Below are 13,230 nucleotides of genomic sequence, written 5' to 3'. Positions count from 1 at the left end.
GGTCACCCGGCCCTTCAGTGACCCGGATCACGGGAACGCACGGCACGGGGGACGGCACCGGGGGGCGGCACGGGGCCACGACAGAAGTCCGCTTCCGCTTCTTGCCTCCCTCCCGTCCGGCCGGGAGGATCTGCTGGACCTTCCGGACCTTCCGACCAGGAGGCACCATGTCCGCTCCCGCTCCGTCGCCCCGGCTGCGCGTGATGTCGTTCAACCTGCGGTACGCCTCCGAGACCGGCCCCCACCCCTGGTCCGAGCGGCGCCCGGTGATGCGGCGGCTGCTGCGGCACGAGAGGCCCCACGTGCTGGGCACCCAGGAGGGCCTGTACGGGCAGCTGCGCGACATCGCCGAGGACCTCGGGCCCCGCTACGCGTGGATCGGGCTGGGCCGGCTCGGCGGCAGCCGCGACGAGTTCGGCGCGGTCTTCTACGACACGCTCCGGCTGGCGCCCGAGGAGTTCGACCACTTCTGGCTGTCCGGCACGCCCGCCCTGATCGGCTCGGCCACCTGGGGGAACACCATCGTGCGCATGGCGACGACGGTCCGGTTCGCCGACCGGCACACCGGCGGCGGCTTCCACGTCCTCAACACCCATCTCGACCACCTCCACCAGTACGCGCGGGAGCGCAGCGCGGCCCTGATCGGCGAGCGGCTCCGGGCCCTCGACCCGGCCCTCCCCCGCATCGTCACCGGTGACTTCAACGTCCCCGCCCACGGCAACCCGGTCTACGACGCGCTGCTCGGCGACGGGTCCCTGACCGACACCTGGGACACCGCCGCCGAGCGCGGCCCGCGGTACGCGACCTTCCACGGCTACCGGCCGCTGGTCCCGGACGGGGACCGCATCGACTGGATCCTGGCCTCGCCGTCGGTGCGCACCGTGCGGGCCGGCATCAACACCTACTCCGAGGGCGGCCGCTTCCCGAGCGACCACCTCCCGGTGCAGGCCGTCGTCGAGCTCTGAGCCGCGGCACGCCTCACGGACGGCCCGTGCGCGCGCGGAACGGTAGCAGCGTGCGGAGGGCGGGAGCGGGGGTTTGTCAGAGGGGGCGAAGGCTTGTCCGCCGTGCTCTCCGCGGGATTAGCGTCCGTGGGCATTCCGAGCAGGCGAGCGAGTGAAGAAGGTGCCATGCGATCCATGCGACCCGTGCGTTCCTTGCGGTCCGTACGTTCCCTGAGGTCCGTCGGCTCCCTGCAGGCGCGCAGGCCCGTGTCGTGGCGGAACCTCGGTACCGGGCTCGTCGTCTTCTCGCTGGCCGCGACCTTGCTGGCGCTGCTGGTCCCGGTGTACCTCTTCGGCAGTGCCGGGCCGGCGGCGGCCGGCGCCCGCACCGCGTGGACCGACGACGGGGAGGGGACCCGGCAGACGCCGTCCGGGCCGCTGACGGCGCTGGACCGGGACTTCGTCCGGCGGGTGCGGATGGCCGGGCTCTGGGAGAAGCCCGCGGGGAAGCTCGCCCAGGAGCGCGGGACGACGGATGCGGTGCGGATGGCCGGGGACCACCTGGTCGACGGGCACACCGAGCTCGACCAGCGGTCCGTCGACACGGCCCGCTCGCTGGGCGTGAGCCTGCCGGAGCGCCCGAGCGCCGATCAGCAGGGGTGGCTGGACCAGTTGCAGGACTCCCGCGGCGCCACGTTCGACCGGGTCTTCGCCAACCTCGTGCGCGCCGCCCACGGCAAGGTCTTCGGTCTGGTGGCCCTCGTGCGCGACCGCACCGCGAACACGGCGGTGCGGGCCCTGGCGACCCGCGCCAACACCGTCGTCCTCGACCACATCACCGTCCTCGAGAACACCGGATTCGTCGACTTCCCCCACACAGGCGACAACGAAAAGAAGTGACCCCACATGATGCGACAGGCCCATAAACGCTCGAAGTTGCGGACCCGGGCGGTGGTGGCGGCCGCGGCGCTGCTGCTCGGCGGAGGCGGTACGGCGATCGTCGCCGACCACGCCTCGGCCGGTGCTTCCCGGGACACCGCGGCCCGCGACGGCGGCCGCTCCTCCCGGGACGCGGGGACGCAGGCCGCGGGCGCGGCGACGACCATCTCCTGCCCCGACGTCGGCGACCGGCTGCAGGACGTGCCCGCGCCGGCCCGCACCGAGGTCTCCAAGGGGCTGTCCCAGCTCGACGCCCAAGTGGCCCAGGCCTACGGGAAGATGACGGAGGTGGAGCCCGAGGCCGTCCTCGGCGATCTGCAGCGCAAGCGCACGGAGACCATCGGCCGGATCTCCGACTCCCTCCGCGCGGCGGGCGCGGCGGGGTCGTCGGGCGCGGCGGGCTCGTCGGATACGGCCGGCACCTCGCCGAACGAGCTCGCCGGCCTCAGTGGCTGCCGGACCAGCAAGGTCAGCACGGCCGCCGCCGACGACTCCTCCCGCTCCCTGAGCTCGCGGCTCGGCGGCGGGGGCATGCCGGGAGGCCCGTCCCGCGCCGACTTCGCCGACATCAGGAACGCCCCGGCCGCCAAGGGCACGCCCGCCGCCGCCCGCGGAGGGTCGAGCGGCACGTTCACCACCGTGTGCGGCCGCAATGAGAACGGTCACTTCAACCCCGACAATGTCATCGTGACGCCGGGGGTGCGCAACGGAGCCCACCACATGCACGATTACGTGGGCAATAAATCCACCGACGCCTTTTCCACCGACGCGAGCCTCGCCGCGGCGGGCACCACGTGCACCAACGGGGACAAGTCGACGCACTACTGGCCGGTGCTGCGCGTCCTGGACGGAAAAGCCGCTCCGGATGCCCGGGCACCGGGCGGCGGGCACGACGGGAACATGGGAACCATCCTGCGGCCCGCGTCCGTGAGCCTGCAGTTCCGGGGCAGCCCGGTGTCGAAGGTGACCGCGATGCCGCGATTCCTCCGCATCATCACTGGCGACGCCAAGGCGCTCACCAACGGAACGGCCAACGCGAATGCCTCGTGGAGTTGCGTGGGCTTCGAGAACCGGCAGCTGAAGGACAAATACCCGGTCTGCCCGAACGGCGCGGACGTCGTGCGCACCTTCGCCTTCCAGAACTGCTGGGACGGGCGCAGCACGGACAGCGCCAACCACCGCACCCACGTGGCGTTCGCCCGTGCGGACGGCTCGTGCCCGCGCGGCTTCCGCGCCATCCCGCAGCTGGTGCAGCGGATCACCTACGACGTTCCGGCGGGCGTCCCGTTCGCCGTGGACAGCTTCCCCGAGCAGCTGCACAAGCCCGTCACCGACCACGGAGACTTCATCAACGTGATGCCGGACGCCCTGATGGCCAGGGCGGCGAGCTGCATCAACACCGGCCGCACCTGCTGAGGACGCCCTCGCCCTCCACTCCTTGCGCTTCCTGCGCTTCCTGTACTTCCCGTACTCCCACCGGACCCCCGGCGCCGGGTGCGCCTCACCCCCCACTGCCACCCGGAGCCGGGAAGGCGGCGGCCCCGAACTGCCGGATTCGGGGCCGCCGCGCCATGTCCGGGCCCGGCGGAGCGCGCAGGGCTCACAGGCCGTTGACCCGGGCCCGCCCCGCGGAACCCAGCGGTTGCACGGCCGCGCCCACCGCCCGTGCGGTGCCGTGGGCCCGCGAGCGCAGCAGCCGGGCCCGGGCCAGCAGCCGCCGGCTGCGCAGCGCGAGCTCCAGTTCGAAGCGGCTGTGCGGCTCGCGCATCGCGGGCCCGAAGAGCTTCTCGATCTGGCGCAGGCGGTAGCGCACGGTCTGCGGGTGCACTTTGAGCGTGCGGGCCGCCTCCGGCGCCCCGCCGCTCTCCAGCCAGGCCAGGAGCGTCACTTCCAGGCGTTCGCTCTGCCGCGGGGTGAGGTCGTCCAGGGGCCGCAGCCACCGTGCGGACAGGGCCCGGGCCAGGGATTCGTCCTGCAGCACGATCAGGTCGGAGAGGTGGTCGTCGACGAACGTGACGCGGCCGCCCGGGCGGTTCACCGTTCCCGCGAGGCCCAGCAGCCGGCGCGCCCAGCGCAGCGACGCCGCGGCTTCGGCGACCGGCACGGAGTGGCCCACGGCGGCCGGCCGGCCGCCCAGCGCCGCCTCCAGGGCGGCGTCCAGCGCGGGCCGGGCCCGCGGTCCCGGGTCGGGGATCAGCAGGCACAGGTCGGCCTCGACCGTGCCCGGCAGCCCCTGGCCGAGCGCCGCGGCCAGCTGGGACGTCAGCTGCGGGGACGGCTGCGGCACGAGGTGGGGCGCGGGCGACGGCACGTCACCGGGGGCGGCGAGGACGACCGCCCGCACCCGGCGGGGCAGCGGCCAGCCGGCCTGACCCGCGAGTTCGGCCAGCACGTCGGGGGGGATGCACCGGTCGTCGGCGAGCGCGGCGAAGAGGGCCTGGCGCGCCCGGGTGCCGGGCATGGCGGTGACGACGCGGGCGGGTTTTCGCCTCGGCTGCGGTATGCGCCCCGCGGCGGCCTCGGGCCCCAGCCCCAGCGTCTGCAGCAGCGCCTGCTCCACGGCGGTCCGCGTCGCTTCCGGGCCGATGCGCTGTGCGACCGCCGAGAACGCCGGTGTGCTGCGCTGGAGTTCCTCGGCCAGCCGGGCGGCGACCGCGGGGAGTTCCCTTCTCACCGCCCGGGACCACTCACCGCGCGGCCGCGACCAGATGCGGTTCAGGATTTCGCACATCGTCTACCTCCGGACTTCCGTTCCGGGCGCGAGGGCCGGGAAACCGGAAAATGCGGGCCGGGCCCCTCTCGCCTGAGTGGGCATCATCAGCAGTCGGCGGCCGTCAGGGGGACAGCCGTACGGGAATTTGTCACAGCGCGATAAACCTTATGAAGATCCTGCGGAGATGGACGATGCTTCTACACATTCGGCCGCCGGGCTTCCCGTGGCCGACCGGTCACACGGTGTGAATTCAACAAGGGCCCTCCCGGCGGATATCGCCGAAGCGAGGGATTTCCGGATTTCTCAGGAACACGGGCGGTCGCCGGAAGCACCGGAGACCGCCCGGCGGAGACCCGTATGCACATGTCGCGAATGCAAACTCTTCCTCGACCCCGGGCCACGAGGGCGCGGGCCCGGCCGCAGCTGCGGCCCTCGGCCCGCCCCGCCCTTCCGGCGGCGATCCTGCTCCTCCTCGCCGTCGCCGCCCGGGCCGGAGTGGCCGAACGGACGCAGGAGTTCCTCGACTTCGGCGCGGGGGTCCTCGCGCTCGTCTCGCTCACCTCCACCGTGCTGTGGGGGCTGGCCGCAACCGACCGGCGGCTGCTGGGCTCGGCCCACCGACTCCTCGCCCAGGGCGTGCACCGCGGGCTGGCCGTGGCCGGGCTCGGCTTTCTCGCCCTGCACATCTGGGTGAAGGTTGCCGAGGACCGTACCAGTACCGCGGCCGCGGCCGTTCCGTTCACCGACAACACGCAACCACTGCTCATCGGCCTGGGCACGATGGCCGGTTACCTGTTCGTCGCCGTCGCGGTCACCGGGGCGTTCCGCAGCGCGTTCAGCGGCGTCGGCAGCTCGCGCCGGTGGCGGGCCCTGCACATGGCGGCCTACCCGGCCTGGGGCGCGGCCCTGGTGCACGGACTGCACGCGGGCCGTCCCGCCGCCGGCTGGGCCACCGCTGCGTACGCGCTCTGCCTGGCGGGAGTGGCGGGCGCCCTGGCCCTGCGCCTGCGCTCGCGGCTGCACGAGGAACGCGCGGACCGCGGGGGCCTCGGGGGCCGCGGGGGCCGCGGAGGCACATCGTGAACCGGACCGTGCCCGCACTGGCCACCGTCGGGCCGCCGAGGCTCCTCGCGGGCCTGGACGAGACGGCGTGGATGGACCGCGACGCCCACCTGGCCGTGCACGGACCCGCCCCCGACCTGGACACCGGCGAACTCGCCGGGCTCGCCGAGGAGATCGGCCTGCGCGGCCGGGGCGGCGCGGGCTTCCTGTTCGCCCGCAAGCTGCGCGCGGTCGCCGCGTCCCTGCACCGCAAGGGCTCGTCCGCCGCCGTCGTCGTCAACGGCAGCGAGGGCGAACCGGGCTGCCTCAAGGACACCGCCCTGCTGCTCTACGCCCCGCACCTCGTCCTCGACGGCGCCGTGCTCGCGGCGAAGGCGCTCGGCGCCCAGCGCGTGGCCGTCGGCGTGACCCGCCCCGACGTCGAGCGGTCGGTGAACCGCGCCATCGCCGAACGGGACGCCTCCGAGCCGCGGGCGGACGTGACCCTGCTGCCCGAACGCTTCGTCACCGGCGAGAGCTCCGCGCTCGTCCGCGGCATCGACGGCGGCCCGGCCCTGCCGTCCGGCCGCAGGATCCGCACCAGCGAGAGCGGGCTCGGCGGCTCCCCCACCCTGCTCTCCAACACCGAGACCTTCGCCCAGCTCGCCGCCGCGGCACGGCTCGGGGCCGCGGGCTACGGCGCCTGCGGGCTGCCCACCGAGCCCGGCACCGTCATGCTGACCGTCGCCGGCACCCACGTCGTCGAGACCCCGACCGGCGTGCCCCTGACGTACATCCTCGACCTGTGCCGGACCGCGCCGGGCCAGGGCGTCCTGGTCGGCGGCTACCACGGCAGCTGGCTGCCGGCGCAGGCCGCCCGGTCGGCCACCGTCTCGCGCGACTCGCTCGCCGCGGCCGGGGGCGTCCTCGGCGCCGGAGCCGTACTGCCGCTGCCGGAGACGACCTGCCCCGTGGGCGAAGTGGTCCGCACGGCCCGGTGGCTCGCGGCCCAGTCGGCCGGCCAGTGCGGGCCCTGCGCCCTCGGCCTGCCCTCCCTGACGGACGCCCTGGCCGACGCCGCGGACGGCGGCGGGCAGCGCGCCCTGGACGCGGCCCGCGCGCGGATGGCCGCGGTGGAGCGGCGCGGCGCCTGCGCCCATCCCGACGGCACCGCCCGGTTCGTGGCCTCCGCGCTCACGGTGTTCGCCGACGAGTTCGCCGCCCACGCCCTCGGGCACGGCTGCGCCCGCCCGACGCTCGGCGCCCTGCCGCTGCCCGAGGGGCCTGCCGTGCACACGTCCGTGTCACCGGCCCGGGCGGACGGCTCCGCCCGGCCGCCCGCCGAGCAGCTGCTCGTGGACTGGACGCTGTGCCGGGGGCACGGGTTGTGCGCGGACCTGCTGCCCGGGCTGCTGCGGCTCGGCGCGGACGGCTACCCCGAACGGGCCGTGATGCCCCTCCCGGCGCGGATGCGCGGCCGGGCCCTGCGGGCGGTGCGGCGCTGCCCGGCCCTCGCCCTGCGCGTCGCCGCATCCGGCTGAGCGCCGCTTTCTGTCACCGGGTGACAAATTTCCGGTCCCGTTGAGCGGACGAAGGACCGGCTCCGTATCCCCCCTGCAACGGCGGTTCACCGCCGGATCACGAGCAAAGGACGGTTCATGAACAAGCTGCGTCACGCCTCTCTCGCAGGAGCGGCGATCACGGTCATGATGCTCACGGCGGCCTGCGGCGGCGGTGACTCGTCCACGAAGGACGACTACGGCAAGGCCCCCGCCGGAAGCTCCTCGAAGATCGGCGAGGGGTACGGGGCCGGCGGCTCCGGCTACGGCTCCGGCGACAATTCGCAAACGCAGGCGAAGAACGCCCCGGCCAAGGAAATGACGGTGCGTGAGGCCCCGGGGATCGGCTCCGTCGTCGCCGACAGCGCGGGCATGACCCTCTACCGCTTCGACAAGGACACGGCGCAGCCGCCCGCCTCCACGTGCGACGGCGACTGCGCGAAGGCCTGGCCCCCCGTGCCCGCCGGCGACGCGACCGCCGCGTCCGGGATCGCGGCGAAGGTCGGGGAGGTGCAGCGCGCCGACGGGACCAAGCAGCTCACGCTCGCGGGCTGGCCCGTCTACCGCTACGCCAAGGACACCGCGCCCGGCGACGCCAAGGGCCAGGGAGTGGGCGGCACGTGGAGCGCGTTCGCCCCGGACGGCAAGAAGGCGGGCGCGAAGCAGGAGGAGAAGGACGGGAAGAAGGGCCAGGAGCAGGAAGGGGAGAAGGAGAAGGGAGAGGAGAAGGAGGGCGAGGAGCAAGGCGGGAAGCCCGCCGCCGCAGGCGTGTCCGTCGCCGACAACCCCGCCCTCGGCAAGATCCTCGTGGACGGCCGGGGGCGGACCCTGTACCGGTTCGCCAAGGACAGCGCCTGGCCGATGAAGTTCGCGTGCACCGGTACGTGCCTGGAGACGTGGAAGCCCGCCAAGCCCGTGGAGAAGAGCGCGGTGCGCGGCGTGCCGGAGAAGCTGATCACCACCGTCACCCGGCCGGACGGCACCGAGCAGCTGGCCGTCGACTGCTGGCCGGTCTACTGGTTCACGGGCGACAAGAAACCCGGCGACACGGCGGGGCAGGGCAAGCAGGGCCTGTGGTTCGCCGTGAACGACCAGGGCAAGAAGGTCGCTTCGGCCCCCGCGGCCTGACGCGGGGACAGGCCGGCCTTCGGGCCGGCCTGTCCGGCCCGCGTACTTACCCACCCCTCGGCACCATAGTCACCCTTTTACTCCTTCCGGGTGTACCGGCCGGGAAGTCCCCTTCGCTCCCGCCCCGCACACAGGACGCTCTCTCCGTAACCCCTCCATCACCACTCCATGAACACTTCCGGAGGAAGAGATGTCTGCGTTCCGCGCCCGGGCGTCCCTCGTTCTGGCGGCTGCGGCCGCCCTGTGCCTGCCGTTCGCCTCACCGGCCGGTGCCGCCGCGGCGCCCGCCTGTCCGGGAGGGTCCGTCTGCTTCTACAGCGGCGAGAACTTCCACGGCAAGGCCTGGGAGTGGACCGCCAACAGCGGCTACCGCGACCTGCCCCCGTCCCTCCACGACCACGTCGGCTCCTTCGTGGCCTCGACCGACGCCTGCTTCATCGCCTACCAGCCGACCGAGAAGCGCGTGACCCACAACGGCGACTGGCGCTCCGCCTACGCCGGGGACTTCGGGGGCCGGATGGACGGGGTGGCACCGGGCCGCTGCTGACCTGCGCGTCAGCGCCACAGCCACGGGCCGAGGAACTCGGCCGCGGCGGGCAGGGTGCCGCTCAGGAGGGCGCCGGCGATCTGGATGCGGTGGACGCGGGCGAAGCGGCGTACCCGTGTGCGCTTCCGCGGTACCAGGAGCCGGCGTCGCCGGCGCCTGTACGGCCGGGGGAAGCGGGGTCGGGGGATACGGGGTCGGGGCATGGTGATCCTTCGGTCCGGGGTCGGCACGGCGGTGCCCTGCGGCCCGCACGGGTCCGCAGGGCACGGGCGGCGGCGTTCAGCAGCGGTGGCAGAGGAGTTCGTCGCGTTCGGCCGGGGAGGCGTCGTCCAGGTAGCCCTCGGGGATGGGCACCTGCCCGTGCCCCGAGCCGGTGTTGACCTCGCGGATGTGCTCGCTGACAGCCGTCGGCCACGAGGCGGTGGCGGGAGCCCCGGCGGCGGGCCTCTCCCAGTCCTCGTCGCACAGGAATCCGCCGGCGTTCAGCTCGCGGTAGCAGTGGACGGCCTCACCGGGCCGGTCGCGCAGCAGCCCCTCCAGGAAGAGGCAGTAGGCGCTGGTGGCGTCGTCGGCGCCGGCGGCGTACCGCCACCAGAACCGCGCACCGGCCTCACAGCCGTTGAGGTAGAGCAGGCAGCCCAGGCCGCGGGCGCCCACGGGGTCGGTCGGGCGCTCGGCCTCCGCGAACTCCACCAGCCGCTCGGCCGCACCGGGCGCCTGGGCGACCTGGCTGCACAGCTCCTTCAGATCGCGGCGCAGGCGCCGCTTGAGCTTCCACAGCGAGGCGAGGGCCTCGTCGTCGACGGACTGCAGGAGCAGGTCGGCCAGTTCCGGGGAGGTGGGAACCAGCCAGTCGTGGGCCGGGCCGCGGGCGGCGAGGGCGCGGCGCCGCTCCACCTGCTCGATCCGGACCCGCAGCAGCCGGTCGTCCTCGGCGCGCTGCTCGCTGCTGTAAGCGGGGGTCCGGATCTGTGTCCCGCGCAGGATGTCGTCGATCATCCGTGGTGGCCTTTCTCGTGTGCGGGCGGTTCGTCGGCGGGCGCGTCGAGGAGCGCGGCCAGGGCGCTGCGGCCGGCCGCCAGGTGGGAGCGGACGGTGGAGGCGGCAAGGCCCGTGATGTCGGCGATCTCCTCGGGGGTGTAGCCGAGGAAGTAGTGCAGGGTGATGCAGCGGTTCTGCCGCTCGGAGAGCCGGGCCACGGCCCGGTGCACCTCCATGCGCGCGGTGATCTGGTCGACCTCTTCGCTGGGGATGCCGGCGATGGGCTTGACCGTGGGCTCGAAGGCGAGGCCGACCGGAACGCAGGGACGGCGGTCGCGTTTTCGTAGTATGTCGGCCACGACGTCGCGGAGGATCTTGAAGGCGAAGGCGTCGGTGCTGGCGCTGGCCAGCGCGTCGTCCCAGTGCAGGTACAGCTTGAAGAAGGCCTCGTTCGCCGCCTCACGGGCGTCCTCCATCGAATACAGCTTGACGTAGGACCAGTTCACATAGGCGCCCCGTTTGCGCAGGACGAAGGACTCGTACACCACCGAGTGCTGATCCTTGGCGGCCGTGCCCAGCACGGCGTGCCGGGCGCTCACGCCGGACCCCGCACGTGGTGCTGTTCTGTGCGCCGTGCGAGGGTCGCCCCCCTGCGGCGGCCGGTCGGCGCCGTGCCGTCGAACATCACGTTCCCTAGTCTCTTTCCGCAGCGGTCCAGGCCCGGTACCCCCCGACGACCCGGGAGAGCGTCACGCGCTCTCACTCCTGATGCCGTCCCGGAGGCCCCGTGCGTCCAGTCCGTCGCATAAAAACCTTGACGGAACGTAACTTCGCGCGTGCGACCGGTGTTCGGACCGTCATGCGGTCCGGGCGGCGACGCCCCGGGCCAGCCGGCGCAGGGCACCGAGCGCGGCGGGCGGGAAGGACTCGTGGTCGAGGGCTTCCTCGGCCTGCTCGCAGCGGGACCGGATGAGGCGTTCGACCGTGGCGTGGGCGCCGGTCTCGGCGAAGACGGCACGGATCCGGTCGGCGCCCGTCTCGTCGAGGTCCGGGTTGCCGAGCAGGGTGTGCAGGGCCCGCCGCTGGGCGCGGTCGGCGCGCTCCAGGGCCAGGGCGACGAGCGTGGTGTGCTTGCCGTCGCGCAGGTCGTCCAGCCGGGGCTTGCCGGTGACGGCCGGGTCGCCGTAGACGCCGAGGAGGTCGTCGCGGAGCTGGAAGGCGTCGCCGAGCGGCAGGGCGTACTCGCTCAGCCGCGCGCGGAAGGCCGGGCCCGCGCCGGCCATGGCGGCGCCGATGTGGAGGGGGCGTTCGACCGTGTACTTGGCGGTCTTGCAGCGGACGATGGCCAGCGCGTGCGCGGTGCTCGCGGTGGGGCGGCCGGTGGCCAGCAGGTCGAGGCACTGGCCGTACATCACTTCGGTGCGCATCGCGTCGACGACGCGCAGGACGTCGGCGAGGCGGCCGGGGCGCAGTCCGGCGGTGTGCAGGAGTTCGTCGGACCAGACGAGGGCGACGTCGCCGATCAGGAGGGCGGCGTTGCTGCCGAGCCGGTCGGCGGCGGCCTCGCTGCGGCCGGCCCGGTGGCGGTCGGCGAAGGCGCGGTGCACGGTGGGCCGTCCGCGGCGGGTGGCGGATTCGTCCATGAGGTCGTCGTGGACGAGGGCGAAGGCGTGGAACAGCTCAAGAGAGGCCGCCACCCGCAGCGTCGGGGCGGGGGTGCCGTGGCCGCCGGCGGCGTGCCAGCCGATGACGCACAGCAGGGGGCGCAGCCGTTTGCCGCCCGAGAAGAGGAAGGTGCCGAGGAATTCGGTGACCACGGCCGGGTGGCCGTCCGCGGCGGCGGCGCGGGCCTTGCCCTCCAGGAACGCGGACAGGACGACGTCGACCTGGCTGCGGACTGCGGGCAGGTCGAGCGGCGCGGTCGCGATATCAAGGGTCGACATGAGGCGGTCCCCTCCGCTGTCGCGTCCCAGCTCAACGGTACAACCGGAAGGGCCCGGTTCATCAGGGCGTCCGGGAGTGCACGGAGCGCGCGACGGCGCGGGCCGGCGCCGGCGGGCGCGGGTGCGCGACCGGCTCCGGTGATCGCGGCCGGCCCGGCTCCGCCGCGGCCCCGGGGCCGCGGCGGACCGCCGTTACGTCCAGCGTGCGTTCAGGGTCCACCACTGCGTGGCCTCGTTCAGCCGTTCGCCGGCCTCCTGCGCGGTGTCCGCGGTGACCATGACGGCCGCGGCGGCCTCGCCCGCGTACTGCAGCCCCTCGCTCCTCGTCCCCGCGGCGAGGTGGAGGGTCAGCTCGGCGCCCGGCACGGGGCAGGGGCCGGCCGGAGGGGCGAAGACGCCCTTGCCGGGCGGGAAGATGGCCCAGGCGACCGCCGGGGCGGGAGCCGCGGGCTGTTCGGTGAGGGTGAGCGGCAGGCCGCACTGGGCGCGCAGGCCCTCCTTGGCCAGGTGGACGCCGAAGGCCCGCTCGTAGGCGTCGGCGATGAGCACTCCCCCGGCGCGGCAGGCGATCTCGCAGAGCACGGGCCGGCCGTCGTCGCCGATCCACGCCTCCAGGTGGAAGGCGGTGGTCTGCTCCGTACGGGGCAGGGCGGCGATGACGGCGGCCGCGAACTCCGTGAGGAGGGGGGTGCGTTCGTCGTCCGGGGCGAGCAGCGCGCTGCTGAAGCCGGTCGCGTCCTTCAGGTGCTCCGCGATGCCGCCGCTGTACCGGGACGGCCAGCAGTGCACGACGGCGCCGTCCCGCATGATGCCGTCGACGTGGAAGAAGGGTGCGCGGACGAAGGCCTCCGCCATCCACCGGCCCGGCAGGAACGGTTCCTCGGAGTCCGCGGCCGTGCCGGCGGAGTCGAGGAAGGCGTCCAGGTCCTCCGCGGCGTGCAGCATGGCGACGCCCTCGGCGCCCGCGCCGAAGCGCGGCTTGACGACGAGCGGGTAGCCGTGGGCGTCGATGAAGTCCAGCAGGTCCATCGCGTCGTCGACGGGCGCGAAGGCGGGGACCGTCAGACCGGCGTCCCGGGCGAGCCGCTTCATGACGGCTTTGTCCCGGTAGGCGAGCGCGGAGGCGGTGTGCTGGCCGGGCAGGCCCAGCCGCTCGCGCAGCCGGGCGGCCCGGATGACGTCGTCCTCGCTGGTGCTGGCGACGAGGCCGACCCCGAAGGAGCGGGCGGCCGTCTCCGCCGCCCGGTCGGCCGCCCAGGAGTCGTAGGAGTCGACGAGTGCGTGGCCGAGGAAGTGCTGCTCGACGACGTCCTCGGCGCCCTCGACGGCGCTGCGGGGCGTCACCAGGACGACGTCGCCCGCGGTGGCACCGAGCCACTCCTGCAGGGGGCGCTTGGCGAGCGAACGGCGGGAGAAGAGGAGGACTTTGTGCACG

General features: G+C 74.1%; 13 protein-coding genes. 7 read left to right on the top strand and 6 right to left on the bottom strand.

Annotated features, from left to right (window positions below; all coding sequences use genetic code 11):
- Window positions 1-167 precede the first annotated feature (167 nt).
- The 3 genes from ACFPP6_RS00165 to ACFPP6_RS00155 all read left to right on the top strand — a co-directional run bounded on the left by ACFPP6_RS00165 (window position 168) and on the right by ACFPP6_RS00155 (window position 3,299).
- Window positions 168-965 carry an endonuclease/exonuclease/phosphatase family protein gene (locus ACFPP6_RS00165; protein ID WP_382035423.1) on the top strand — a complete coding sequence of 266 codons (798 nt, stop codon included), beginning with the start codon at window positions 168-170 and terminating at the stop codon, window positions 963-965.
- 174 nt (window positions 966-1,139) lie between these two features.
- The gene (locus tag ACFPP6_RS00160) at window positions 1,140-1,844 is read left to right on the top strand and encodes a DUF4142 domain-containing protein (protein WP_382035420.1); all 705 of its coding nucleotides are present in this window, start codon (window positions 1,140-1,142) and stop codon (window positions 1,842-1,844) included.
- Between the two features lie 6 nt (window positions 1,845-1,850).
- Entirely contained in the window at window positions 1,851-3,299 is a 1,449-nt protein-coding gene (locus ACFPP6_RS00155) for a DUF1996 domain-containing protein (RefSeq protein WP_382035418.1), read from the top strand.
- 184 nt (window positions 3,300-3,483) lie between these two features.
- Here the strand turns inward: ACFPP6_RS00155 and ACFPP6_RS00150 are convergent, their stop codons facing one another.
- A complete protein-coding gene (locus ACFPP6_RS00150; RefSeq protein WP_382035416.1) occupies window positions 3,484-4,614 on the bottom strand; it encodes a PucR family transcriptional regulator in 1,131 nt (376 codons plus the stop codon).
- Window positions 4,615-4,959: 345 nt separating this feature from the next.
- Between ACFPP6_RS00150 and ACFPP6_RS00145 the strand changes: the two genes are divergently transcribed.
- From ACFPP6_RS00145 to ACFPP6_RS00130, 4 genes are all read left to right on the top strand, one after another.
- Entirely contained in the window at window positions 4,960-5,679 is a 720-nt protein-coding gene (locus ACFPP6_RS00145) for a hypothetical protein (protein WP_382035413.1), read from the top strand.
- Complete coding sequence (locus ACFPP6_RS00140; protein WP_382035410.1) at window positions 5,676-7,178, top strand: NADH-ubiquinone oxidoreductase-F iron-sulfur binding region domain-containing protein; 1,503 nt, start codon at window positions 5,676-5,678, stop codon at window positions 7,176-7,178. The genes ACFPP6_RS00145 and ACFPP6_RS00140 overlap by 4 nt, the downstream gene beginning before the upstream one ends.
- 117 nt (window positions 7,179-7,295) lie before the next feature.
- Complete coding sequence (locus ACFPP6_RS00135; RefSeq protein WP_382035407.1) at window positions 7,296-8,324, top strand: SCO0930 family lipoprotein; 1,029 nt, start codon at window positions 7,296-7,298, stop codon at window positions 8,322-8,324.
- Window positions 8,325-8,514: 190 nt separating this feature from the next.
- On the top strand, window positions 8,515-8,871 hold the full coding sequence (locus ACFPP6_RS00130) for a peptidase inhibitor family I36 protein (RefSeq protein ID WP_382035404.1): 357 nt from the start codon (window positions 8,515-8,517) through the stop codon (window positions 8,869-8,871).
- Between the two features lie 8 nt (window positions 8,872-8,879).
- On the opposite strand, the gene ACFPP6_RS00125 is transcribed toward ACFPP6_RS00130, so the two are convergent.
- The 5 genes from ACFPP6_RS00125 to ACFPP6_RS00105 all read right to left on the bottom strand — a co-directional run bounded on the left by ACFPP6_RS00125 (window position 8,880) and on the right by ACFPP6_RS00105 (window position 13,229).
- Window positions 8,880-9,074, bottom strand: coding sequence for a hypothetical protein (locus ACFPP6_RS00125; protein WP_382035402.1), 195 nt, complete (start codon window positions 9,072-9,074; stop codon window positions 8,880-8,882).
- 76 nt (window positions 9,075-9,150) lie between these two features.
- Window positions 9,151-9,870, bottom strand: a complete 720-nt coding sequence (locus ACFPP6_RS00120; protein WP_382035399.1) for a hypothetical protein — start codon at window positions 9,868-9,870, stop codon at window positions 9,151-9,153.
- The gene (locus tag ACFPP6_RS00115) at window positions 9,867-10,451 is read right to left on the bottom strand and encodes an RNA polymerase sigma factor (protein ID WP_382035397.1); all 585 of its coding nucleotides are present in this window, start codon (window positions 10,449-10,451) and stop codon (window positions 9,867-9,869) included. The genes ACFPP6_RS00120 and ACFPP6_RS00115 overlap by 4 nt, the downstream gene beginning before the upstream one ends.
- A gap of 258 nt (window positions 10,452-10,709) precedes the next feature.
- Window positions 10,710-11,795 carry a polyprenyl synthetase family protein gene (locus tag ACFPP6_RS00110; protein WP_382035394.1) on the bottom strand — a complete coding sequence of 362 codons (1,086 nt, stop codon included), beginning with the start codon at window positions 11,793-11,795 and terminating at the stop codon, window positions 10,710-10,712.
- A gap of 192 nt (window positions 11,796-11,987) precedes the next feature.
- Window positions 11,988-13,229 (bottom strand): ATP-grasp domain-containing protein, encoded by a 1,242-nt coding sequence (locus tag ACFPP6_RS00105; protein ID WP_382035391.1) that lies wholly within the window; start codon window positions 13,227-13,229, stop codon window positions 11,988-11,990.
- Window position 13,230 lies beyond the last annotated feature (1 nt).

It is taken from the genome of Streptomyces aureoversilis, from assembly GCF_042657885.1.
In the GTDB taxonomy this organism is placed as follows: domain Bacteria; phylum Actinomycetota; class Actinomycetes; order Streptomycetales; family Streptomycetaceae; genus Streptomyces; species Streptomyces aureoversilis.
Note: the sequence above shows the minus strand (reverse complement) of the source record. Positions and strands in the feature narration are given on the sequence as shown.

What these genes read in the sequence shown, in the direction of transcription:
- ACFPP6_RS00165 (WP_382035423.1), top strand. Translation starts at nt 168, where the DNA reads ATGTCCGCTCCCGCTCCGTCGCCCCGGCTGCGCGTGATGTCGTTCAAC.
- ACFPP6_RS00160 (WP_382035420.1), top strand. Translation starts at nt 1,140, where the DNA reads ATGCGACCCGTGCGTTCCTTGCGGTCCGTACGTTCCCTGAGGTCCGTC.
- ACFPP6_RS00155 (WP_382035418.1), top strand. Translation starts at nt 1,851, where the DNA reads ATGATGCGACAGGCCCATAAACGCTCGAAGTTGCGGACCCGGGCGGTG.
- ACFPP6_RS00150 (WP_382035416.1), bottom strand. Translation starts at nt 4,614, where the DNA reads ATGTGCGAAATCCTGAACCGCATCTGGTCGCGGCCGCGCGGTGAGTGG.
- ACFPP6_RS00145 (WP_382035413.1), top strand. Translation starts at nt 4,960, where the DNA reads ATGTCGCGAATGCAAACTCTTCCTCGACCCCGGGCCACGAGGGCGCGG.
- ACFPP6_RS00135 (WP_382035407.1), top strand. Translation starts at nt 7,296, where the DNA reads ATGAACAAGCTGCGTCACGCCTCTCTCGCAGGAGCGGCGATCACGGTC.
- ACFPP6_RS00130 (WP_382035404.1), top strand. Translation starts at nt 8,515, where the DNA reads ATGTCTGCGTTCCGCGCCCGGGCGTCCCTCGTTCTGGCGGCTGCGGCC.
- ACFPP6_RS00125 (WP_382035402.1), bottom strand. Translation starts at nt 9,074, where the DNA reads ATGCCCCGACCCCGTATCCCCCGACCCCGCTTCCCCCGGCCGTACAGG.
- ACFPP6_RS00120 (WP_382035399.1), bottom strand. Translation starts at nt 9,870, where the DNA reads ATGATCGACGACATCCTGCGCGGGACACAGATCCGGACCCCCGCTTAC.
- ACFPP6_RS00110 (WP_382035394.1), bottom strand. Translation starts at nt 11,795, where the DNA reads ATGTCGACCCTTGATATCGCGACCGCGCCGCTCGACCTGCCCGCAGTC.